The following is a 23,573-nucleotide window of genomic DNA, read 5'->3' as shown; positions in this document are numbered from 1 at the left end:
CAATATCATGAAAGAAATATTTAAACCCCTATTCATACTACTTGCCGCTATCAGCATGACTTCCTGTACTGATATGCTGGACATCAAGCCTACGACATTTGTCTCCGACGACTTGATTTGGCAGGACAAAAAGCTTATCGATCAATTCGTAGCCAATACGTACGGTACACTGGTATGCGGCTTCAACCGTAATACGCAGGGATGGGATCAAGACTGGGCTGCCGCTTTCGGCGGTAACTTCGATGCCGGTGCCGACGACTTTGACGGCAAGTTCGATGCAAATGTAAATCAGTTCAATACAGGGCAGATCACAGCGCAAAGCACTCCGTTCATCGATGAAATATGGAAGAGCAATTACAGCATTATCCGCAAATGTAACCTGATAATTGCCGCCGTTCCGGACACCAAAGACGTGGTGCTGACACCGACCGAAAAGAAATATTACGAAGCGGAAGCACGTTTCCTGCGGGCATTCTGTTACTTCGACCTTGCCAGGACATTCGGACGGGCACCGTTGATTACGGAAGCTCAGCAACTGGAAGACAATCTACTGGTACCGGCCACCGATTTCGAAGGATTGATAAACTTCATTGCCACCGAGAGCGATAACTATGCGGAAGATCTTGACCCGACCGTTTCCGATGCCATGAAAGGGCGTGCCACCCGTGGTGCCTTCCTGGCGCTGAAAGCCCGTGCCCTACTCTATCTTGCCAGCCCGCTCAACAATGCCTCCAACTCTAAAGAGCGTTGGGAAGATGCCGCCAAAGCCGCACAAGCTGTCATGACTCTGGGAGTACATCATCTTTACCGCAACGGTGAATATGCCTACGGTTCTTTATTCTTCGACAAATCGAATGCCAACACGGAGATTATCTTTGAGCGCCGCTTCCAGTTTCCGGAAATCACGCATAACATCCACATGCAATGGAGTCTTGACCCTGCCGATGCCGACCGCGGTTCCTGGAACGGTTTATATCCCACCCAGAACTTAGCCGATGCTTACGAAACCACAGACGGTAAACTGATAACCGACCCTACATCCATTTACAATCCGCAGGATCCATACGCCAACCGTGACAAACGCTTCTATCAAACTTTGCTTTATCATGGAAGTTACTGGGAAGGAAGCCAGTTACTTATGCATCGCCATCTGCAAAACCCGGATTGGAGCGGCAACTGTCTGCCCAACGATTACCGCGCACGCTGCGGGTATGGGCTTCGCAAAATGATGCAGGAATATGACGGAGCATCTGCCGACTTATACACCGGAGCCTTTGCGCAGGATAACAACTGGCCTTATTTCCGCTATGCAGAAGTGTTACTGAACTATGCCGAAGCGCAGAATGAGGCATTGGCTGCACCGGACAAAAGTGTGTACGATGCCGTCAACGAAGTTCGCGACCGTGCAGGCCAACCGGGATTACCGGAAGGTTTATCCAAAGACGAGATGCGTATCCGTATTCACAATGAGCGCCGCGTAGAGTTGTGCCTGGAAGAACACCGCTTCTTCGACTTGCGTCGCTGGAAAGAAGCAACGACTCTACGGGCACCCATCAAGGGAATGACGGTTGAGTTTGACGGAAACAATAATAACTATAAAATAGTAACCATTGAGGAACGGGTATTCAATGAAAACAATTACTATCTACCCATTCCTCACAGTGAAACAGAGAAGAATCCGAATCTGAGGCAGTAATGGGATGAATTCAACGTGGTGCGGTAATGAGCTACATTCCCATTAGGACTGAACATACTTCCCACTACGACTGAAACCACTTCCCACTACGACTGAAACCACTTCCCACTACGACTGAAACCACTTCCCACTACGACTGAACTAGTGTTCCACTACGACTAATCTTAGTGGAACACTAAGTACACTATCACACAAGAAGTTACGTTCTTCTGTTCACTCCTATATAACGCATATCGGTATAGTAATGAATTTATTGAAACTATAAACTCTTATTAAGCATGAAATCAATACTAAAGTATATCATATTTCACCTCCTTTTCACCTCCTGTATCGGATGTGAGAATAAAGAGCACGATACCCCCGCCCCGGAACCTGACGGACGGGAACTCTCCAAATACGAACCTGAAGACGGCCAATGCTTTGTCTTCATCGGTCAGGATTTAGGAGCAGTAGGCGGACTGGAACAATACAATGAGGGCTACTGCGATCATTTCCGGACTCCGGCAGGAATAACTGTTTACCTGGGACTGGGCGGTAGCGACACCGATAAAGTATCCGGTCTTTATGATATCGACAATTGGGGTTCAGGCGATTGTTGTGCCAACTTATACCCTCAATCAGAACGTTTCAACAACTCAATGATCGCTGTAGGGCTTGCCATTGTGGGAAATGAATCGGACATAGCATCCGGCAAATATGATCGGAAGCTGGACATAATAGGTGAATGGTTCAAGAAGCTTGCTCCCCGTCCCGTCTTTCTGCGTATCGGCTATGAATTCGACGGTACAGACTGGAATCATTATGTACCCGAAACGTATATCCCCGCCTACAAACACATCAAAGATCATTTTGATGCGGCAGGCATCCGCAACGTAGCTTATGTATGGCAGTCCAAAGGAGATGGTACTCCCTTGTCCGATATGCAGAAATGGTATCCGGGAGATGAATATGTGGACTGGTGTGCCTACTCTTATTTCGGTCAGCCGGATCAGGTGATGATCGAGTTTGCCCGGATGAAAGGCAAACCGGTATTCATAGCCGAATCGACTCCCGTCTTCCAGAAGGGACAGACTTACTTCGATGCGGATATCAAAAAGCCTGAGATAGCCCGGAAGATATGGGATGAGTGGTTCACCAAATTCTTCAGTGTTATCGAAGAAAACAGCGATGTGGTTAAAGCTTTCTCTTACATCAATGTGGAATGGCTCTCACAACCGATGTGGATAATAAATGTAACCTTCCAGCAATGCGACTCGCGTATTCAGCAAAGTGAATATGTAAGCAACCACTGGAAAGAGAAAATTTCGGGCAATGGCTATATACATGCCGCGGAATTGGATTGGAGTAAGCTGCCTCGATAAACACGCTGTAATTATTTACCCTGAATAAATAAATCAATGGATAAAAGAAACAATGCATATCTGTACATCACCTGCTTCATCGTCTCGATAGGTGGTCTGCTGCTGGGCATATCAGCCAATGTATCGGGAGCAAGCATGTACTTCGGCGACTTTTTCGGTCTACAATCCGGCTCCTTTCAGGAAGGGCTGGCTGTAAGCATCACCATGCTGGCAACCTTCATCGGTAACTTCTTTGCCGGAAATGTCAGCGAAAGAATCGGACGAAAGAAATCACTCATTCTGGCAGCACTGCTCTTTTGCTTCTGCACATTGGGCAGTGCACTCAGTCAGACGTATATGTTTTTTCTGATAAGCCGCTTCATCGGTGGACTGGGTATAGGAATCTCACTGCTGGTAGTCCCCATATACATTGCGGAACTTGCACCTTCCGATAAGCGGGGTTTTCTCGTATCGTTCAACCAACTGAACATCGGAGTAGGTTATCTGGTGGCTTACGCTTCCAATACGTTGGTGAATGGCTGGTTCGACAGTCCGGAACTGAAATGGCGCTGGATGCTCGGATTGGGTACTTTGTTCCCGATTATCTACCTAATCGGATTGACATTCGTACCGGAAAGTCCGGTATGGACCGAAAACCGGAGCCAACGGAAAGACAAGGAAAAGACTGCCCTCTCCTATCAGGAACAGGGACGCAGATTGTTTAAACGCCCGATGCGGCTGATACTGTTTATTGCTTTCAGTGTCGCCTTCTTCCAGATGGCATGCGGAATCAATGCGGTATTATTCTATGCACCCAGAGTTTTCGATATGGCGGGTTTCACCCCCGACAGCTCTTTCCTGCAATCCAACCTTATCGGGATATGTATGGTGGTTATGACCCTCGCATCCATGACATTGATTGACCGGATCGGACGAAAACCTCTGCTGATTATCGGTTCGTGTATCATGATAGCCTCACTGCTGACTGTATCTGCTACGTTTTATATGTCGGGCTCCCCCGTCATTATCCTGATCGGACTGCTCTGCATGATAGTCGGCTTCTCTATTTCATTAGGTCCGATTACCTGGATATTACTGTCTGAGATATTCCCGTATCATGTAAAAGGACTGGGTATATCGCTTGCAGGTGTTTTCAACGGAATTATCAGTTTTGCCGTCACCACCTTGTTCCCGGTCGAGATAGACCATCTGGGTGCAGGCAATACCTTTATGATTTATGCTATCATCATGGTATTCTGCCTGATCTCTGTCAGCCTGCTCTACCCCGAAACAAAGGGGCGCAACATGGAAGAACTGGAAAAAGAACTCATAAAAACAACTTAGCACTATGAATATGATTACAAACCCTATTCTGACCGGATTTAATCCGGATCCGTCTATCTGCCGCGTAGGAGATGATTTCTACATAGCCACCTCCACTTTTGACTGGTTTCCGGGTGTACAGATACATCACTCCCGTGACTTGGTTCACTGGCATTTACTAACCCGGCCACTCACCCGTGTGTCTCAACTCAATATGAAAGGAAATCCTGACTCTTGCGGAGTCTGGGCACCCAATCTGACCTACAAGGACGGAAGGTTTTATCTGGTCTACACAGATGTCAAACGCTTCGATGGCAGATGGAAAGATACGCACAACTATCTTGTGACGGCAACCAAGATAGACGGTGAATGGTCCGACCCCATCTATCTGAACAGTAGCGGATTTGATCCTTCGTTGTTCCATGACGAAGACGGGCGTGCCTGGGTTCCCAATCTGCTTGTAGATCACCGGAAGGGAAAATTCTTCGGTGGGATTGTCTTGCAGGAATATTCTTACCGGGAGCACCGGCTTATCGGAGAGGTTTATTATATCTTCCCCGGTACTGCATTGGGAATTACGGAAGGTCCCGTACTCTTCAAGCGCAACGGTTGGTATTATCTGATAACAGCCGAAGGCGGAACGGAATATAATCATGCCGTAACTCTGGCACGATCCAGACAGATTACCGGCCCCTACGAAGTGCATCCTACGAATCCGGTACTGACTTCCGCTCACAATCCGGATTTGTATCTCCAAAAGGCAGGTCACGGCTCGGTAGTATCTACTCCCGATGGCAGATGGTATCTGACTCACCTTGCAGGGCGGCCATTAACTACCCGTGGCAGATGTACCCTGGGGCGCGAAACATGCCTGCAGGAAGTGGTATGGCACGAAGATGACTGGCTATATCTGAAAAGCGGAGGTAATGAACCGCAGGTACAAATTGAAGCTCCCGACTTGACAGCCTGCCGTTGGGAGGTTTTACCGGAACGATGTGATTTTGAAGACGAGACTATGCCTATCGACTTCCAGTCACTCCGTGTGCCGATGGATGAAACCTGGGTATCACTCAGGAAACGGAGCGGATTCCTGAGTATTAAAGGTAGGGAGTCACTTTGTTCCACCCATAACCAAAGCATGATAGCCAGGCGACAACAAGATTTCAACTTTACAGCCAGCACCCGACTGGAATTTCAACCAGATACTTTCCAGCAAATGGCAGGATTGGCCTATTACTACAATACAAGGCACTTTTACTATCTTTTCATGTCGTGGGAAGAATCTCTCAACAGCTATGTGCTGAATATATTCGTTAATGATGATAATCGCTGGAGTGAGCCGTTACCGGAATATATCCGGCTGGAAAAGGGAGAAGTATGGCTGCGGGCAACTATTCAGAGAGAAAAGTTGAGCTTCAGTTATTCCACCGACGGGGGTACATGGCAGGAAATAGGGGGTACATTGGATGCTTCCATTATATCCGATGATTACGTTTGCAACAAGTTTGAATACAAAGCCGCCTTTACCGGAGCTTTCATCGGTATGTGCTGCCAGGATGTATCAGGACGGGGCAAATGGGCCTATTTTGACAGCTTTGAATACAAACCTTTATTGTAAACTCTATTAATTTGCTATATGAAAAAGCTATTTTATCTCGCTATAGTTCTTTGTGCCATAGCTTGTACAAACAAGAAGTCTTCCGTAAACTATGCCAAGTTCGAGCCGGAAGACGGCAAGTGCCTGGTTTTCATCGGTCAGGATATGGAAGCAATAGGCGGTATAGAAGGGAAAGAAGGATATGTTGACTTCTTCGGAACTCCGGCAGGTATAACCATCTATACCAACATCCGCCCAGGAGATGTATCTTACGGATATACTTACCAGGGACTTGACGGGCTTACATCGAATGCCAATTGGGGTGCAGGCAATTGCTTTGCGGACGCACAACTTGCATCTCCCCTGCTTAAAGACTGTGACGTAGCCATCGGTCTTGAATTAGTAAACCATGAAGAAAAAGTAGCCAGCGGAGAACATGACAGTTATATCATTCGCTTGGGAGAATGGATACAAAACATTGCCCCCCGAAGAGTATTTCTGCGCATCGGCTATGAATTCGACGGGCATGCCTGGAACCACTATCAACCAGAAGCTTACATTACAGCTTTCCGCCGTATCCATACCCTATTCGATTCACTGAACATATCCAATGTAGCTTATGTTTGGCAATCCACCGGAGGCAAAAGCAGTATGGATGAACTTTATCAATATTACCCCGGTGATGAATATGTAGATTGGTTTGCATACAGCCAGTTTGCCCAGGGGCGTTGCCAGACTATGATAGACCTAGCTCGCAAACATGGCAAGCCACTCTTTATTGCGGAATCTACTCCTATGTTCCAGGAAAAGGGAGTTGTAGCTTCCGAGTTACGCCTTTCCAATCCGGAACAGGCCAATCATGCCTGGCGTACCTGGTACAAGGAACTGTTCAATACAGTGGAGAGTAATCCGGATGTCGTGAAAGCATTTTCATACATCAATGCAGATTGGCCTTCAGAAGCAATGTGGCAAGGGGATACGGTGATTTTCAGCAATATAGATGCACGGTTACAGATCAATCCGGACATCACTGTGAAGTGGAAAGAGAAAATGAAAATGGAAAGATATATCCATGAACCGATAGCTCATATTGAATAAATTTATATTTTTGGAGCAAAAGAGGCTGAAATGAAATACACACTGATATTGTTATTACTCATCTTCTCCGTTCATGCATACTCCATAAAGAACTGGTTACCTTATATCAATAACATCAGCCGTATGGAGTATGGTGGGGGCACGCAGAATTGGACAATCACCCGTGACAACAACGGCTGGATTTATGCAGCCAACAACTCAGGGTTACTACAGTTCGACGGTTACTCATGGCATCTGTTCAGCAATGGCATGATTATCCGGACGGCTTACCATGACGGCAAGGAACGTATCTATGTAGGAGCATTCAACAATTTCGGTTATTTCTCGCCGGACGAAAAGGGAGCTATGCACTATCATTCCTTATCCGACAGTCTGGAAGATAAGTATCGAAATTTCAGTGATGTATGGGATATCTATTGCATAGATCATAGCATCTACTTTGTATCCTACAACCATATATTCAAACTTACGAACGATGAAATTACTGTTATCCAAAGTAAGGAACGTATGCTCTGCTCCGCCAATATAAACGGAAATTTATATGTGTTCAAGGAAAACGCGGGGGTATTTCTGCAAACCGGACAGTTATTTATACCGTTGGCAAGTACGGAAAAAATCAGTAACTACCATATCAGCGAAATACTCCCCTATCAGGATCAAAAGCTATTACTGATAACTGAATATCATGGCATTTATATCTATGACAATTCAACAACTGTTCCGCTCATCACTCAAAATGATCCGTTACTCAAATCCAGTCAGCTGTATTGCGCAGAAATAAAGGATGACAAGATTTATATCGGGACGATTAAGAGCGGACTGATAATTGCAGATATTCCTACGGGAGAGATTGAGCAATATGATATTCGGTCGGGACTACAAAACAATTCCGTACTGAGTCTGAACGTGACCGAAGGAGATAATATATGGTTAGGACTTGACAATGGCATCAGTTATCTGGAAACCAACAGCCCATTATCAAACCTCTATACCGGAAACCAGAATTACGGAGTAGGCTACGCGTCGATTATTCATAATGGATACATCTATTTCGGAACGAACCAGGGATTATATTATAGCCCCTGGCCTATCAAAGACATCCGCCACCTGGCTCTCCGTCCCGTAAAGAATGCCGATGGACAAGTCTGGAATCTGACTGCCATTGGAAAAACTCTATTCTGCGGTCACAATAATGGAGCCTTTATGATTGAAGAAGGAACGGCCATCCCCCTGATAGGTGAAAATGGCTTTTGGAACTTTACACCGGTCGGAGAAAATAAATCCAAAGTGCTGGCAGGCAGCTACACCGGATTGGTTTTACTAGAAAACAAAGGCACGGAATCTGCACCTCTCTGGATATCCACACGGAAAATAAAAGGTTTTAATCTCTCGGTACGCTATGTAGAATATGATGAATATGATGATATTTGGTGGATATTTCATGGGACAGGTCTAAGTGCGGTCAAATTAGATTCGGAATATAGTAAAGTAATATCCTGCCAGCATTATCCGAATCAGAATAACTCTTACCAGACCAATCTGTTTAAAGACAAAGGCCGTGTTTACTTCACAACAGATTCCGGTATCTATCGTTATAACCCCATCAGGCAGGAATTCGAATTATCCGAAGAATGGAATCAGCGTATAGGTAACAGAGATTATCTTCGTGTAGTCAGCAATGAAGAAAACAGTTGTGTATGGTATATGCAGTCCGGTAAACTGAAAATCAATTATATTACTCCGCATGGTTATATAACAGATTCTGTCAGTACCACCCGTTTGCAAAACAATCTGATGGGTACCTTCGAAAGTATCAACAGAGTGGACTCGGCTACTTGTATTATCAGCACTCTGGATGGTTTCAGTCTTTATCGTATCACCACAGATTCATTGTCATCCCTCTCCAACAGTTACAAGTTCCTTATTAAAAAAGTAATAATCTCTTCCAGCAATGAAGAAATAGATTCTTATTTCTACAATGGCTTTCCAACTGACAAACAGCATCAGACTATCCTAAGAAAATATCGTCCGGACGCTTCATATCGGTTTGAAATGAATCCGAATACTAATTCTTATGATAAAATCACTTATTCCGTCCAGCTAAAAGGGCTGGATGAACAAATGCTGGCATTGAATGCTTCAGGCATAAAAGAATATACTGGACTGAAAGAAGGAAATTATACCTTCCTTATACGTGCCTACAATCATCATACCCACCAGACGGAGGTAGAAGAAATTCATCTCAGAATTCTTCCACCCTGGTATAGAAGTATTTATGCTTACATCTTGTACGTACTTCTCATTGTTGCACTCGGATATGGAATCTATAAACTATTGAACCAGAGATTCAACAAGCAACACCAAAAACGTCTGGATGAACTGAAGGAAGAAAGCCTTAAACGGGAATTCAAACTAAAAGAGGAAGCTCTTGCACAGGAAAAGAGGATCGTTGAACTGGAAAACAACAAGCTTCAACAAGAGTTATTATTAAAGAGCCAAGAAGTCTCAAATTCCATGTTCTATGTAATCCAGAAGCAAGAAATTTTCACTTTCATGCAAGACGAACTCCAGAAAATTTCTGCCTACCTCCGTAAAGAACAGACCAAAGACGCCTTGCGTAAATTGAACAGACTTCTGGAGAAAGTACATGCCAATATCGAAGACGAAGATAACTGGCAGAAGTTGGAAAATAACTTCAACATCGTACACAATAACTTTCTCAGCCGCCTGAAAGAGCGTTATCCCGATCTTACATCCAGCGAATTAAAATTAGCCGCATATATCCGTATGGATTTAATCACCAAAGAAGTTGCACCACTATTCAATCTATCGGAACGGGGTATGGAATCAGCACGATACAGGCTTAGAAAGAAATTAGGTTTGTCACGGGAAGAGAGCCTGTCGAAGTTTTTGCAAAACTTCTAACAGGATTGTAGAAAGTGGCTAAAAGTATAATAAAGCAAATCCCAGTCCACATTTCCATAAAAAAAATGAGTTGACTCTTTTAAGTGAACAAGTTGTAAGTACTTCTCCGGAATTGTTCTCTCGAAGCACTTCACGCTGGAAGCACTTACCAATTCATCATCATCTGCATGAAAGACCAATGTAGGAATAGAGACCTGAGGTAGTACCTCTCTTGTTTTCTTCATCAAACAAAACAAGTCAATCATTCTCGGTGCCCAACTCAAATAAGTGAGTATGGAACAAGGAGCTACACTACTCGCCTCCAATAGAGCATGAGCAGGATCACTTTCCGGGATTTCTTTGCAGAAGCCTACCTTCAGATTATTTCTGAGAGCTCTACCTTTAACTCTCACATATAAAGGGGTATCTATAGCTACTATGCCTATTATTTGCTCCGGGCTCTCGGTATAAGTAAGAAACGACAAAAGACTACCCATAGAATGCCCAACCAAAATAATCGAATTATAGTTTTTCTTATAATGGGCGATTTCTGCATTGACATGTTCCAACCACTGCTGTCTGCTACTGCGTGCAAACTCCTCTCCTGTTCTGCCATGTCCCGGTAGTAGCAAAGAAGAAGAAGCAAAACCCAGTTCGAAGCTTCGTTTCATTAAATCTAGAAACTGATCCGGTCCTTCCACTATACCATGTATGAAAACAACAATAGTACTCGCACCTTCCCGTGGATAATAACACGGTTGTTGTCTCTCCATCTGCTCGTTGGCTTCTCTCTTGTTCATCTTCCAATTCGTTACTTTCAATTGACATGGTATCTACCATTTACACAGAATTCAAAATTAATAAAAACATAAAAGCCCCGCAAACTCTGAATAAGAAATTCGACATATAAGTTCATATTTTAAAAGGAAATATAGCGGATATTAAGTATATTTGCGAGCATAAAATTAATAACTATGAAGACTGTATTTATTTTATGCCTATTAGGTTTATGCTTATCTAGCACATCTCATGGACAGGAAGGAAAGATGTTCACGGTTGATAAAGACCTATCAAGCAGTATGCTCAATAAAATATACCAGGATCGTGACGGAATAATATGGATTGCAACAGAGGATGGATTGAATCGATATGACGGTGCTAAATTCACCGTTTATAGAAATGAAAAAAGTAATCCCCATTCTCTACTTAACGACTACGTACGTACACTCTATGAAGACAAGCAAGGGCGCCTTTTCATAGGATCTCTGAATGGACTACAAATATATGATCGGGCAACAGCCAGTTTTACCACCATTCCGATGTACCTTTCCAGTGGAGCTTCGATAGACCCCAATATAGCAACAATACTTGAACGCAATAATGGAGAAATACTAATAGGAACCTCAGGGCATAGCATGTTTTTACTGGAAACAAGGGGAGACAGCATAAAAGCCAGGCAAATAAGCCGGTTTATCTCCAGTAATCTGATTACTTATGCATATGAAGATAGAAAAGGGAATTTATGGATAGCGACAGGAGATAATGGCATCTTTCGTTTTGATAAAAACAACCAATCTAAACACTATTCAGGCGAAGAAGACATAGCCAAGAATACAGTTTCAAGTATGTGTGAAGACAAACAGGGTAATCTTTATATGAGTAGCTTAAAGAAAGGGTTATTTATATATGATGACAAAAAAGATGTGTTTATTCCCCTTACATATACTCCTAATCCAGATTTGCCTATTAAAATCTTATATCCCGGAGATCAGAATGAGATATTTATCGGTACAGACGGTTCGGGAATGAAAGTATATGATACTCAAGAACAAAAGATAAAAGAAGCCAATTTTAATATCACTACATTTAACCTGAAAAAAGCCAAAGTACATTCCATTCTGAAAGACAAAATAGGAAATATATGGTTAGGCTTTTTCCAGAAAGGAGTTATGATTATACCTGCCACGACAAACGAATTCAAATACATGGGCTATAAATCTTCCGTACATAATGTAATCGGTTCTAACTGCGTCATGTCAGTATACAAAGATCACACCGGAACACTCTGGGTAGGTACTGACAACGATGGAATCTATGCAATTGCTCCGGACAACACGCTGAAAGCGCACTTTACCCCTACAGATGATCCACATTCTGTTCCTGCAACCATCATGAGTATCTTCGAAGATTCCAACTACAATCTGTGGATAGGCTCTTACCTTCACGGCATGACACGATTGGATCCCAAGACCGGTCGTTGCGAATATCTGAAGCTATCGGAACAGCCGTCTAATCTGACAGAGAACATATATTGCTTTGCAGAAGATGACAATAAGACATTGTGGATAGGAACCATGGGAGGTGGCTTATTTTACATGGATATCAATACCAGAAAAGTAGTCCGTTGCCCGATGCTTGCCAATAATAGCACCGACTGGACAAAAGTAAACATGCTACATAACTCATGGATAAACAGTCTCTTATACACTAATGAAGGCAAACTGTACATAGGAACTTATGACGGTTTGGGATGCGTGGACATAAAGACCATGGATTTCATCTCTCCTTTGAAAAATAGAAGAATATTATATGGAGACGTAATCTATGCCCTTCACGAGGGTAGTGATGGAAGCATCTGGATAGGAACATCTAAAGGATTAAAACACCTCAATCCCAAAAGTCTTGATATTCGCGAATATACAGTAGAAGACGGTTTGCCGAGCAATTATATCTGTGCAATCAAGGAAGATACGAATGGATATCTCTGGATCAGTACGAATTATGGAATCAGTCGGTTCAACCCCCAAAACCAGAGTTTCATTAATTTCTATGCAAGTGACGGATTGCAAGGTAATGAATTCAGCAAAGGAGCCGGCTTTGCATGTCAACAAGGTGAACTTATTTTTGGAGGTACAAACGGCATCACTTATTTTAATCCGGCAGAAATAACCTACTCAAGCAAAAAGCCTGAGATTCGGATCACAGACTTTTATATCCATGATAAAATGGTAAAGAAAGGGATGGAATCAGGAGGTAAAGACATTGTCACTACTGCAGTAATGGATGCTGATCATTTCCAGCTTTCCCACAAAGATAATTCTTTCAGCATAGAATTTTCAGCCATGGAGTTTTTCAGTCCGGAACGAATTACCTATATATATCGCATTAACCATACAAGCTGGATTAGTTTACAACAAGGTATCAACCGAGTATCATTCAGCAACTTAAGTCCGGGTGACTATACATTCCAGATAAAAGCAAAAGATAATGACTCTTATTCTGATATTAGAGAAATACGTATCACCATTGACCCGGCATGGTATGCATCTGGATGGGCCAAACTAATGTATGGGATATTGCTGATAGCCATCATCTATATCATCGTCATCCAAGTACGCCATCGTTACCGTGCCCGCCAGGAGATATTAGAGCATATTCACGCAGAGCAAATCAATGAAGCCAAATTACAGTTCTTCATCAATATATCCCACGAGATACGTACCCCGATGTCTCTCATCATAAGCCCACTGCAAAAGCTTATCTCTACTGATAAAGATGGAGAGCGACAGAAGAACTATCATACTATTTATCGGAATGCTGAACGTATTCTTCGTCTGGTTAACCAGCTAATGGATATTCGAAAAATTGATAAAGGGCAAATGTCACTGAAATTTCAGGAGATGGACATCGTAGGCTTCATCCGGGATTTATGCTATACCTTCGAATATCAAGCAAATGCCAGACATATCACTCTTAGTTTTCAAACAAAGATGGAAAACTTACAGGCATGGATAGATCCTAAAAATTTTGATAAAGTTATCCTGAACATAATTTCCAATGCATTCAAATTTACACCGGAAAACGGAGTAATCAATATTTATCTCCGTACAGGTAAAGATATGAATGCCTCCCGCTCTTTACAACATTATTTTGAAATAATAGTGGAAGATAGCGGAATCGGAATTGATCCTGCAGAGATAGGAAGAATTTTTGAGCGTTTCTATCAAATCCGTAATAACCACAATAACTCTAATGTAGGTACTGGTATCGGATTGCATCTAAGTCGTTCATTAATAGAACTACATCATGGAACAATAGAAGCAGAAAATAATGAGGGGAAACCGGGCTCCCGCTTTATTATACGATTGCCCTTAGGCAAGGAACATCTGAACACTGAAGAAATAGATAATAACCCGGCTGAGAATAATTCTCCCGTACATATCACAACTGCCCTACCCACTTCTCCTGTTGATGAAGAAGACGAAAAAATACGTTCCAGAACAAAGAATCGTGTTCTGGTAGTAGAAGATGATGAAGAAATACGAAAATACATCTGCCACGAATTGGCAAGTGATTTCCACATGAGCGAGTGTACTAATGGAAAAGAAGCACTTGCAATTATTCTAAAAAAAGAACCGGATCTGATTATCAGTGATATCATGATGCCTGAAATGGATGGATTGACACTTTGCAAAAAAATAAAGCAGAACGTAACCATCAACCATATACCAATTATCCTCTTGACGGCCAAATCAAGGGAAGAAGATAACCTGGAAGGTTTAAACATGGGAGCAGATGCATATATAGTGAAACCATTCAGTATCGAAATACTGAGAAAAACGGCTATCAACCTCATCAAGAGCAGAGAAGTATTGCGCAATAGTTTCAGTGGTAGTCAGATGCAAGAACAGAAGTTGAAGAAACTAAAAGTCCAATCACCTGACGACAGGCTGCTTGATAAAGTGATGAAAGTTATTAATGACAATCTCGGTAATCCTGACTTGAATGTTGAAATGATAGCAACTGAAGTAGGTATCAGTCGCGTACATTTGCACCGTAAGCTAAAAGAGCTGACCAACCAGTCGACCCGCGACTTAATACGCAATGTCCGCCTGAAACAAGCAGCATCACTATTGGCAAACCAGTATCATAACATTACTGAAGTCGCTACCCTTACAGGTTTTACTAATATAGCATATTTTTCTACTGCTTTTAAAGAATTATACGGAGTACCACCCACCACCTATATGGAAGAACAGCAAAAGTCTTCTTCTGACGAAATTGAGCAACAGAACTAAACAGAACAAAAAGAAAGCCAACTAATTCACATAACTAATTAGCTGGCTTTCTTTATTATATCAATATATTACACTTATACTACTTTACGTGTTCTATCCATCAAGCAATCCGGAAGTTTCCACTGACATGCAGCATAGACATCATATATACCATACCGCTGTAATAACGAAATTTACCCGTAGGCAATGGTTCATCCCACAATTTCTGTATGCATTCTTTCGCCAGATTCTTGTCATTCAGAGCAAAAGCTCCGACAGCATTTGCACCGATCATACCTGTTGAATAATTACCGGCAGGTGCTGAGCCATCCACATTGAAATATTCGTGCGTAAAATTATCTTGCTTGAAAAAGTTAAGCAATCGACTCATCATCTCTGTCTGGTTAGCAGCATCTTTTCCAAACCAATAATAATCCATACCGACATTCATGGCACAACGGAGGGCATCAAACTGATACCTTCTTGTATCATATCCCCAATCCTTAGGTTTCCAAGGAGTGCCATCGAATGCAGAATAATCAGGGAACAAACCCGTCTTTTTGTGCGATGCATCAGCCAGCAAGCGACGGGCTGCATCAGGTGTCTGCTTCCAGAATTCCTTATTAGTGTCAGACCACAAAGCCCAAAGTTCAAAGAAAGCAGGCAGATTATAGGAAGGATCCGTATAGTTATAATAGACCTTTTCCGGTACAAATGTAACGAGTTTACTCTCAGTATTGAACAGGTTATAAACGCCTTGGGAACCATCTTTAGACATAACATCTTTCAATATTTTCTGAGCCTCCTGATTATAGTCATATGCCCCGTCATTCCCCCAACGGTGAGAAGCAAAGAATAAAGAAGTTATAAAATAAATTTCACCATCAGAAGCGCAACTCGGCTCCTTACCTATTTTAACACCATGAGGCGTACAGTGCCAGGCATAATATCCCGACCATTTGCCCGAAGTATATAGCATATATTTCTTGGCCCACCGCCATAACTTATCGAATTCAGCCTGCTTATCCAACTGTACACATATCATCATTCCATAGGACATTCCTTCTGTACGTACATCCTGATTCCCTGTATCATAAATATAGGCAGTATTGTCATCACTCTCATAGTAAACCTTTGTTTTTTCATTCACAAAGAAATGATTCCAGATTTGCTCCATTTTCCGGTCGGTTTGTTGCTGAGAAATACCTAAATACTCATTAAACAAATTCCGATAGTTATCAGTATAGTAAGCTCCTGCAGGAACCGGGTCCCCACTACTGTTTTCCTGAACAGGATGAGCCTGAACTCCAAGTGAACAAAAGCCGGAAAGTATCAGGCTGACACTAACCGCAAATAAAGTTGTAAGTTTCATCATTCCAAGGTTTTAAGTAGATATTCAAAATTGTTTTGTACTACGCTCCAGCCAATAGTCCTCGCCCGGCTGAGTAACAATATCATATTCATAAGTACGATAGAGAATCGGAGATTGAGGATTTATCTGTTTTGAAACGATTGGTTCTTTTATAACTGCCGGTGCATACAGAGGATTCGGGCAAGCACCGTCTGCCACTTTCACTCCTTTTCCCTTTAAAGGAACATAAGAACGGATACGCAGTACACCGCCCAAACGAGAATGTATCTTCGCCTTTTTCAGTTGAACGCCATCCCATTCCATATCCACCACAAAACCACCACGGGCAACAAGGCCTTTCACACTTCCTTTTTTCCATGCTTCGGGCAATGCGGGCAACAAGTGTACTGCACCGTCATGGCTTTGCAGCAACATCTCTGCAACTCCTGCCGTATAACCAAAGTTTCCATCGATCTGGAAAGGTGGATGGGCATCAAATAAATTAGGATAAGTACGTCCCTCAGGATATTCTTTCTGAACCTTATCATTAGGTAAAAGATGAAGCATATTCTGTATAATCTTATAAGCATGATTGCCATCCAACATACGCGCCCAGAAATTAATCTTCCACCCAATGCTCCAACCGGTAGCCATATCTCCACGCTGTATCAAAGTATTCCGGGCAGCCTGAAATAACTCCGGATTTGTAGTCGGAGAAATCTGATTACTGGGATATAAGCCATACAAGTGCGAAATATGCCGATGGTCATCCAGCGGATTATCAGCATCAACCAACCATTCCTGCAATTGGTTATGTTTCCCAATCTGCATGGGTGGCAACTTACTCAGCATTACCTGCAAAGAATCCTCATACTGTTTATCTCCACCCAGAATACGACTGGCCTGAAGTGTACTGTACAAAGCATCAAAAGCAATCTGATTATCCATTGTACAACCTGCCGTAATCGTTGTTTGTGAACCCCGATAACCATGTTCAGGAGACATGGAAGGTACCGTAACCATCCATTTATACTTCGGATGTTCCACTAAATGACTTAAATAAAAATCAGCAGTTCCCTTCAACAGCGGATAATACTTCTTTAGAAACTCTTTGTCACCGGTAAACAGATAATGCTGCCACAGATGCTGTGCCAGCCAGGCACCTCCATTAGGCCACATGCCGAAGTATGCAGCATCCACCGGTCCGCAGGCACGCCATATATCCGTATTATGATGTGCCACCCAACCTTTTGCATCATAAAGAACTTTAGCAGTCTCACTACCTGTAACTGCCAAGTCGGCTACCATATCAAAGAGGGGTTCATGCGTCTCACTCAGATTGGTTACTTCAGCAGGCCAATAATTCATCTCCGCATTGATATTAATCGTGTATTTACTATCCCAGGGAGCATATGGGCTATGATTCCAAATACCTTGAAGATTGGCAGGCTGTCCACCGGGCTGCGAAGAAGAAATCAGCAAATAACGACCATATTGGAACATCAAAGCTGCCATCGCCATATCATTCCCTTCCATAAAACGTTGCACACGGGCAGGTGTCTCCAAAGCAGAAACTCTAGTACTTTCTAAAGTCAAGGCCACACGGTCATATTGCTTGCGATAAGAGGCAATATGACTCTTCAAAGCCTGTTCGTAAGGAATACGGGTAGCTTTCTGCAAATAAGTAGCTGCACGTTTCGACTCGTTCGCACTAACATCATAATAATTCACAAAATTTGTAGCTGCTGAAATATACAAGGTAGCTTCAGTAGCCCCATTCACGGCAAGTGTGCTTTCTTCCTTACTCACTTTACCATCTGTTCTCACCTGTACTTGACATTCGGCACGCATAGCAGCAGGAATTCCTTCATGTTCAGCTCCCTGACAAGAAATAATCAACTTCCCCCCCTTTACTTGTACATCTGATTTCAGCGGACTGCTGTATGATACGGCAAAATTCAAGGCCTTTGCCTTATCCGCCTGAATACGTACAATAATCACATCATCACTCAAAGAGGTAAATGCCGTACGGACAAACTTCACTCCATCCACTTCATAACGTGTTGTAGCAGTTGCATTCTCCAGATTCAAATCCCTATAATATTCAGAAGGATTTTCATGCCCAGGGAAATTCAGGAAAAGACTCCCCAGCGTCAAGTAACGCATACCATGCTGAGGTGTCATATAATTCTCATCAATGAGTTTCTGAGCCTCCAAAGTTTTGCCTTCAAAAATAAGGCGACGTATTTCAGGCAATACCTGCAATCCTTTAGGATTATTATTATTGTACGGTCCACCAGCCCAGAACGTCTCTTCATTGAGTTGCAATTCTTCACGGGCAGTTCCGCCAAATACCATAGCCCCCAAACGGGAATTACCTAATGGCAAAGCTTCCAGCCAGTCTTGTGCAGGACGATTATACCACAACTTCATATTCTGAGCAGACGTCCAATCTCCATATCCTAAAATAGAAAGCATTTTAGCAGCATAGCGAGCTCCTAACATCCGGTATCCTTCGGCTGTAAAATGAAGGTTATCGAATGCGGCCGGGCAACCGGCAGAAGATATCACATGTGCGGTAGGAATCACCTGTGGCAAGCTGTCGATGATTGTATTCATGCTGGCACAAACGCCATTCTGATCTGCATGTACCACCTCACCCGCCAGCAAAGGCACATTAGCGGCAGATAATCCTAAATCGTTCAAAAGATTATCATACACTCCCTTTACTTTTGAGGGCCAGTCTTTATCATTTGTATTCGACTCTCCCTGATGTAACAGAATACCTTTAATCACTCCGTCTTTTTGAGCAAGCTTTGCCATCTCAACCAAACGCGCATAAGGGTTGCCGCCATATTCCTTTACCATATTCTTCAGCCAGTCCGGAGAAGTTTCTACATAGGACTGATAGTTATCCTTGTCAAACAGTTCTATCCTACAACCGCCTACGGCAACATTGATAATTCCTACCCGCACATTAGATGGAAGATTAGCCACCATAGCCCGGCCGAAATAATCTCCCGGGGTCAAGCCCGTATAGCAACGAGCCAAAGGAGGAACCGCCTTATACCAATTCCCTTTGGTTCTCCCCAAATTAGGACAATCGACAGCCGCTAATACCTGAAAGCGACTGTCAACTGCCACTGTATCCTGTTCTTCTACCTTTGCATTTCCTTCCATGTTCGATTGTCCCAAACACAGATAGATATGGAAATTCGCGTCCTGTGCAAATGTCGTCATGCCTAAAAGAAGCAAGCATGTAAATACAAATGTTCTCATAATCTGTCTATTATTGTTTTTTATATGCATATTCATTCCTTATCAAATATCCGGGTTACGAAAGGTAAACACTGATAAAGAGCCGAGTGCCAATATTCCCAATCATGTCCTCCATCGCGCACCCTGAACTGGCAAGGTATACCGGCATTACGCATTGCTTGATAGAACTCTATATTACGATCAAGCAGGAAATCATCATCCCCACAATCTACAAACCAAGCAACATTACGTAAATCAGCCTTACGGTTCTCGTCAGCCTCCATCACATATTTCACACAGCTATTTTCAATAACACTACGGGTAAGTATGGCTATCTTCGAATTCGGATCATCAGCAGGCACTGCTCCCTGTTCAGGAATAGACATCAGGGCGCTCATCGCATAGACTGCACAAAACATATCACTATGGCGCTGACCATAATTAGTAGCTCCTCCACCGCCCATCGACAAACCGGCAATGGCACGATGCTGCTTATCACCTATCACCCGGTATTTCTTCTCTATATAGGGCAAGAATTCCGTATAAAAGAAAGTCTCATATTTCCACCCCGGCATATCAAAATATCCGTTCCATTCCATATGGATATTACCACCGGCATTCGGAGTAACAATAATCATCTCACATGCTTCTCCACTGGCTACAAGGCGATCCATCACATCTTTTACATGTCCACGCTCGGCCCAGACAGGATTGGTCTCCCACATACCATGCAAAAGATATAGGACCGGATATTTTTTCTCTTTATTCTGTTCAAAGCTCTTTGGCAGAAAAACTGTATAAGCACGCTTTGAATTCAGCACTTTACTGAAAAGAGTATCCGTGACTACTTTACTCTGAAAATTCCAAGGTGCATTTTGTGCATAACCGGACAATGTATACATCATTACAGCCAACCATACAATTATCTTCTTCATCATATCTTTTATTTAAAGTTTATCAGACCATTCATATATATCTGCAAAAATAAGGCATGAATCCGATCACTGATTTGCAATTTTAGATATTTGAATATCAATATTAGATAATACTCAATCCGCCAAAGTAATATTGGATATTACAATCGGTTTGCCACCTGTAGACCAGAAACCTATAATATAAAGATGTGAAGGATCAATCTTCCCCCCACTCTCATCAGTCATCCGATTCAACTCGATAACTACTTTACGAGACGAACCGAAATCATAAGTGGCAGGTTTTGTCCAATAGCTGGTTTTATCAAACAAACGGAATGAAACACTACTTTCATTATCATTGCCCAATTCTACTGTCAGTGTTTTATATCCTGACAAATCAAGCCCGTCAGTATACTGCCAACCACCGAACCCATACCGGCCTGTCACCAAAGTACGGGTAGCCTCATCAAAAGTGCCATTCTCCCAAATGGACGGATTAAACACATCCGCTGTTAATGAAAAAGGAGAAATCACCGTAACCTTCAGTGATAACTGCTTACTGACTCCGGCCGCGGATTGATAAGTAACAATCACCGTCGCTTCGCCCGGTGCCACAGCCACCAGTTTACCGGCCCGTTCCACTTTCAGTACAGACGTATTCGAACTACTTACAGTTGCTTCCGCAGTCACCATTCGTGATGTACCGTCCGAATAAGTAGCTTTCACCTTGAGATAACTTGCACCTCCCATTTGCAGGCGAAGTTCACCTTCCTCTCCCATCAGTTCCAGTTTTTCCAACTCCCCGTTCACGATTGTACCTTCAGCATATTCTTTGAACCAATGATACATAGCCCACGGACAAGCTTCAGGATCATTAAGAAAAGTATAATTACCCGATTCACCCGGTACATCCTTAAATGCCGCCAACTCATGAGACCTTGTGGTGAAAAACAACCAAGAGACGTTACCCGAGTTATCAGCTATGTACTTGAAGTTAGCACCAAAGCCTTCACCCCCTGCCGTGCCTGTTATACTTTTACCCCAAGTGGCATCATATTTCTTCGGTGCCCAGTCTATCTCCGTCACCATGATAGGGGCAAAAGCCGCCACAGGTCCTACCTGCGCATCCCATCCACGCTGAAAGGCCTCATACCCTCCTCCTGTAGGCGAGCCGATTCCTTCACCGCTATCCTGTTCCACATCACTGCCATACCAACCCGGATAGCAATGAACGGCAAAGCCAATATTCTCACCTTCAATACGGTGAGTGGCATAGCCTGCATAGGATGACTGATACGCAAGCCCGGGTACCCAGATAATATTATTACAATGACTTCGTATTTTATCGACAATCGCTTGAAAATAGATTTTCATGTTAGCAAAGCAAGCGTCACCCGTACTTCCATAAGTTCCGTCCGTTCCTTTTATATTGACCGGTTCATTAGCCAATTCAAACATGATTCCGGTATTGTTCTTCAACTTTGAGTGTTGTGATACGATATCCCAGACTTTTAATAAGAACTGCTGATAAGTATCCCCTACTTCTATCCCCTGATATTTATCCGCAGGTTCCCTGTTAGGACACACACCGGGGGGACGCATCACAACATACATCCCTTTAGAAATGAAGTATTCCGCCATTGGCACAAACAGTTCATCCAGATATTTCCGGAAGCGCGTTTCCGAGAAGCGCTCATGCCCCTCATATCTCACAGATGACTTGGCAGGATCATCGCTCCAATAAGGATCGAGATGCATCCTCACGAAACTGAATTTCCAACCGGCAGCCACGATTTCATCCACCATTCTCTTGTTATAGCTGAGACATGCCTGCACGTCATAGTTACCCCAAGCGTTGTTGTTGAAGAAAGGACTGTAAGTCTGCGTAAAGCCGTGCAAATTTACAATCTCCCCTTCCGTATTCTTAAGATAACGCCCCACTACACTTAGAAGAGGCAATGTATTATTATCCCCCGGTTCCGGATCAGGCTCAACGGGCTCCACCGGTTCTTCCGGCGGCACTGCCTCTTGCATTGCATTATCGGAACAAGATGACAATAGTATAAAGCCCAAGAAGAAAAATACTGTTACAATCCTTTTCATTTTAATATCTTTAAGTAATTAATTATAAAACTGTTTTTTCATTTGTGTTCCTGCACACTCTTCACAGAGGATGCAGGAAAGATATTATAAAATGCACAAATTACATCAAGTTCTCGGGAAGATGAGAACTGATATATCTTTTTAAAATTATTTCCTTTCGATTAGTTCCTTAACAAAAGACTTCTTGTTTCTCATGTTGTTTTTCATTTGATCTTTAATAATTATTTTAGAAATCTTTCCGGTTTCAAATGTAACGGATAGAAATGAAACGAACCGCATCTTCATGATACATAGTTATTCGCTGATGTTACATCTTTAATGTCGGTGTTACATTTTCTTTCGGAAACATTCCATCATGGCTCTATACTACTATCCAAGAAAGTCGAAGCGGTAAATCTGGTGGATAGCGTATTTAATTAGCGAAACATTTTGAGATGCGAAACTGATGAAGTGATACGGAGCTCGTTTGTTCTCCATATTTACTTCCATTAGCTGAATTTATTTGTCAGTTATCGTTTTGTGCGGAGATATGAGATAATGATGTCTGGATTGAGTATTTCCCCATCGTGCGGCACTTGATGAAAAAGAATGCAAGGAATCCTTATTGGGGGAAATGCAAATAGAAAGCGCATACGGATAATAAAAAGAACATTGCATGATAATACTCTAATAAAAGGCTCAAAATACCTATTTTAGGTATGTTTTTAATCAAATAGACATTGCGAAAACAAACAGAATATACCGGAAAGTAGCGGATAAAACCTTTTTCAAAGGAAACTTACGCTCATATTTCGGACAAAATAACCTTTTATCCGGTAAGGCTACACCCTTTTAAACACATGGCTACACCATTTGGGGCACATGGCTACACCCTTTCGGGCAAATGGTGTCGCCCTTTTCAGCCGCAACCTTCTTATATTAGATCCGTTTCT

At 42.8% G+C, this 23,573-nt stretch carries 12 protein-coding genes; 7 read left to right on the top strand and 5 right to left on the bottom strand.

What is annotated here, in order from left to right; all coding sequences use genetic code 11:
* The first annotated feature begins 7 nt into the window (after positions 1-7).
* The 6 genes from BN161_RS21025 (at position 8) to BN161_RS21000 (ending at position 9,979) form a co-directional block, all read left to right on the top strand.
* Positions 8-1,696 carry a RagB/SusD family nutrient uptake outer membrane protein gene (locus tag BN161_RS21025; protein ID WP_044269985.1) on the top strand — a complete coding sequence of 563 codons (1,689 nt, stop codon included), beginning with the start codon at positions 8-10 and terminating at the stop codon, positions 1,694-1,696.
* Positions 1,697-1,974: 278 nt separating this feature from the next.
* Entirely contained in the window at positions 1,975-3,057 is a 1,083-nt protein-coding gene (locus BN161_RS21020; protein ID WP_044269983.1) for a glycoside hydrolase family 26 protein, read from the top strand.
* Between the two features lie 36 nt (positions 3,058-3,093).
* A complete protein-coding gene (locus BN161_RS21015; RefSeq protein ID WP_044269981.1) occupies positions 3,094-4,380 on the top strand; it encodes an MFS transporter in 1,287 nt (428 codons plus the stop codon).
* 4 nt (positions 4,381-4,384) lie between these two features.
* Positions 4,385-5,977 (top strand): glycoside hydrolase family 43 protein, encoded by a 1,593-nt coding sequence (locus tag BN161_RS21010; RefSeq protein WP_044269979.1) that lies wholly within the window; start codon positions 4,385-4,387, stop codon positions 5,975-5,977.
* An 18-nt stretch (positions 5,978-5,995) separates the two neighbouring features.
* Positions 5,996-7,054: a glycoside hydrolase family 26 protein gene (locus BN161_RS21005; protein WP_044269977.1), complete on the top strand. Its 1,059-nt coding sequence runs from the start codon at positions 5,996-5,998 to the stop codon at positions 7,052-7,054.
* Between the two features lie 30 nt (positions 7,055-7,084).
* The gene (locus BN161_RS21000; protein ID WP_044269975.1) at positions 7,085-9,979 is read left to right on the top strand and encodes a helix-turn-helix and ligand-binding sensor domain-containing protein; all 2,895 of its coding nucleotides are present in this window, start codon (positions 7,085-7,087) and stop codon (positions 9,977-9,979) included.
* Here BN161_RS21000 and BN161_RS20995 read toward each other — a convergent pair.
* Positions 9,976-10,758 (bottom strand): alpha/beta hydrolase, encoded by a 783-nt coding sequence (locus tag BN161_RS20995; protein ID WP_044269973.1) that lies wholly within the window; start codon positions 10,756-10,758, stop codon positions 9,976-9,978. The two genes, BN161_RS21000 and BN161_RS20995, sit on opposite strands and share 4 nt — an antisense overlap.
* A gap of 174 nt (positions 10,759-10,932) precedes the next feature.
* Here BN161_RS20995 and BN161_RS20990 point away from each other — a divergent pair, with 174 nt between their 5' ends.
* On the top strand, positions 10,933-15,036 hold the full coding sequence (locus BN161_RS20990) for a hybrid sensor histidine kinase/response regulator transcription factor (RefSeq protein ID WP_044269971.1): 4,104 nt from the start codon (positions 10,933-10,935) through the stop codon (positions 15,034-15,036).
* Positions 15,037-15,136: 100 nt separating this feature from the next.
* Here BN161_RS20990 and BN161_RS20985 read toward each other — a convergent pair whose 3' ends face one another.
* From BN161_RS20985 to BN161_RS20970, 4 genes are all read right to left on the bottom strand, one after another.
* Positions 15,137-16,390: a glycosyl hydrolase family 8 gene (locus BN161_RS20985; RefSeq protein WP_244436587.1), complete on the bottom strand. Its 1,254-nt coding sequence runs from the start codon at positions 16,388-16,390 to the stop codon at positions 15,137-15,139.
* A gap of 21 nt (positions 16,391-16,411) precedes the next feature.
* Positions 16,412-19,645: a glycosyl hydrolase family 95 catalytic domain-containing protein gene (locus BN161_RS20980; RefSeq protein WP_244436586.1), complete on the bottom strand. Its 3,234-nt coding sequence runs from the start codon at positions 19,643-19,645 to the stop codon at positions 16,412-16,414.
* Between the two features lie 32 nt (positions 19,646-19,677).
* Entirely contained in the window at positions 19,678-20,559 is an 882-nt protein-coding gene (locus BN161_RS20975) for an alpha/beta hydrolase (RefSeq protein ID WP_044270034.1), read from the bottom strand.
* 114 nt (positions 20,560-20,673) lie between these two features.
* On the bottom strand, positions 20,674-22,641 hold the full coding sequence (locus BN161_RS20970; protein ID WP_044269966.1) for a cellulase family glycosylhydrolase: 1,968 nt from the start codon (positions 22,639-22,641) through the stop codon (positions 20,674-20,676).
* Between the last annotated feature and the right edge of the window lie 932 nt (positions 22,642-23,573).

It is taken from the genome of Bacteroides timonensis, assembly GCF_000513195.1.
GTDB classification, from domain to species: Bacteria; Bacteroidota; Bacteroidia; order Bacteroidales; family Bacteroidaceae; genus Bacteroides; species Bacteroides timonensis.
Note: the sequence above shows the minus strand (reverse complement) of the source record. Positions and strands in the feature narration are given on the sequence as shown.

Coding starts and splice junctions, on each gene's coding strand:
- BN161_RS21025 (WP_044269985.1), top strand. CDS start 8: ATGAAAGAAATATTTAAACCCCTATTCATACTACTTGCCGCTATCAGC.
- BN161_RS21020 (WP_044269983.1), top strand. CDS start 1,975: ATGAAATCAATACTAAAGTATATCATATTTCACCTCCTTTTCACCTCC.
- BN161_RS21015 (WP_044269981.1), top strand. CDS start 3,094: ATGGATAAAAGAAACAATGCATATCTGTACATCACCTGCTTCATCGTC.
- BN161_RS21010 (WP_044269979.1), top strand. CDS start 4,385: ATGAATATGATTACAAACCCTATTCTGACCGGATTTAATCCGGATCCG.
- BN161_RS21005 (WP_044269977.1), top strand. CDS start 5,996: ATGAAAAAGCTATTTTATCTCGCTATAGTTCTTTGTGCCATAGCTTGT.
- BN161_RS21000 (WP_044269975.1), top strand. CDS start 7,085: ATGAAATACACACTGATATTGTTATTACTCATCTTCTCCGTTCATGCA.
- BN161_RS20995 (WP_044269973.1), bottom strand. CDS start 10,758: ATGAACAAGAGAGAAGCCAACGAGCAGATGGAGAGACAACAACCGTGT.
- BN161_RS20990 (WP_044269971.1), top strand. CDS start 10,933: ATGAAGACTGTATTTATTTTATGCCTATTAGGTTTATGCTTATCTAGC.
- BN161_RS20985 (WP_244436587.1), bottom strand. CDS start 16,390: ATGATGAAACTTACAACTTTATTTGCGGTTAGTGTCAGCCTGATACTT.
- BN161_RS20980 (WP_244436586.1), bottom strand. CDS start 19,645: ATGAGAACATTTGTATTTACATGCTTGCTTCTTTTAGGCATGACGACA.
- BN161_RS20975 (WP_044270034.1), bottom strand. CDS start 20,559: ATGAAGAAGATAATTGTATGGTTGGCTGTAATGATGTATACATTGTCC.
- BN161_RS20970 (WP_044269966.1), bottom strand. CDS start 22,641: ATGAAAAGGATTGTAACAGTATTTTTCTTCTTGGGCTTTATACTATTG.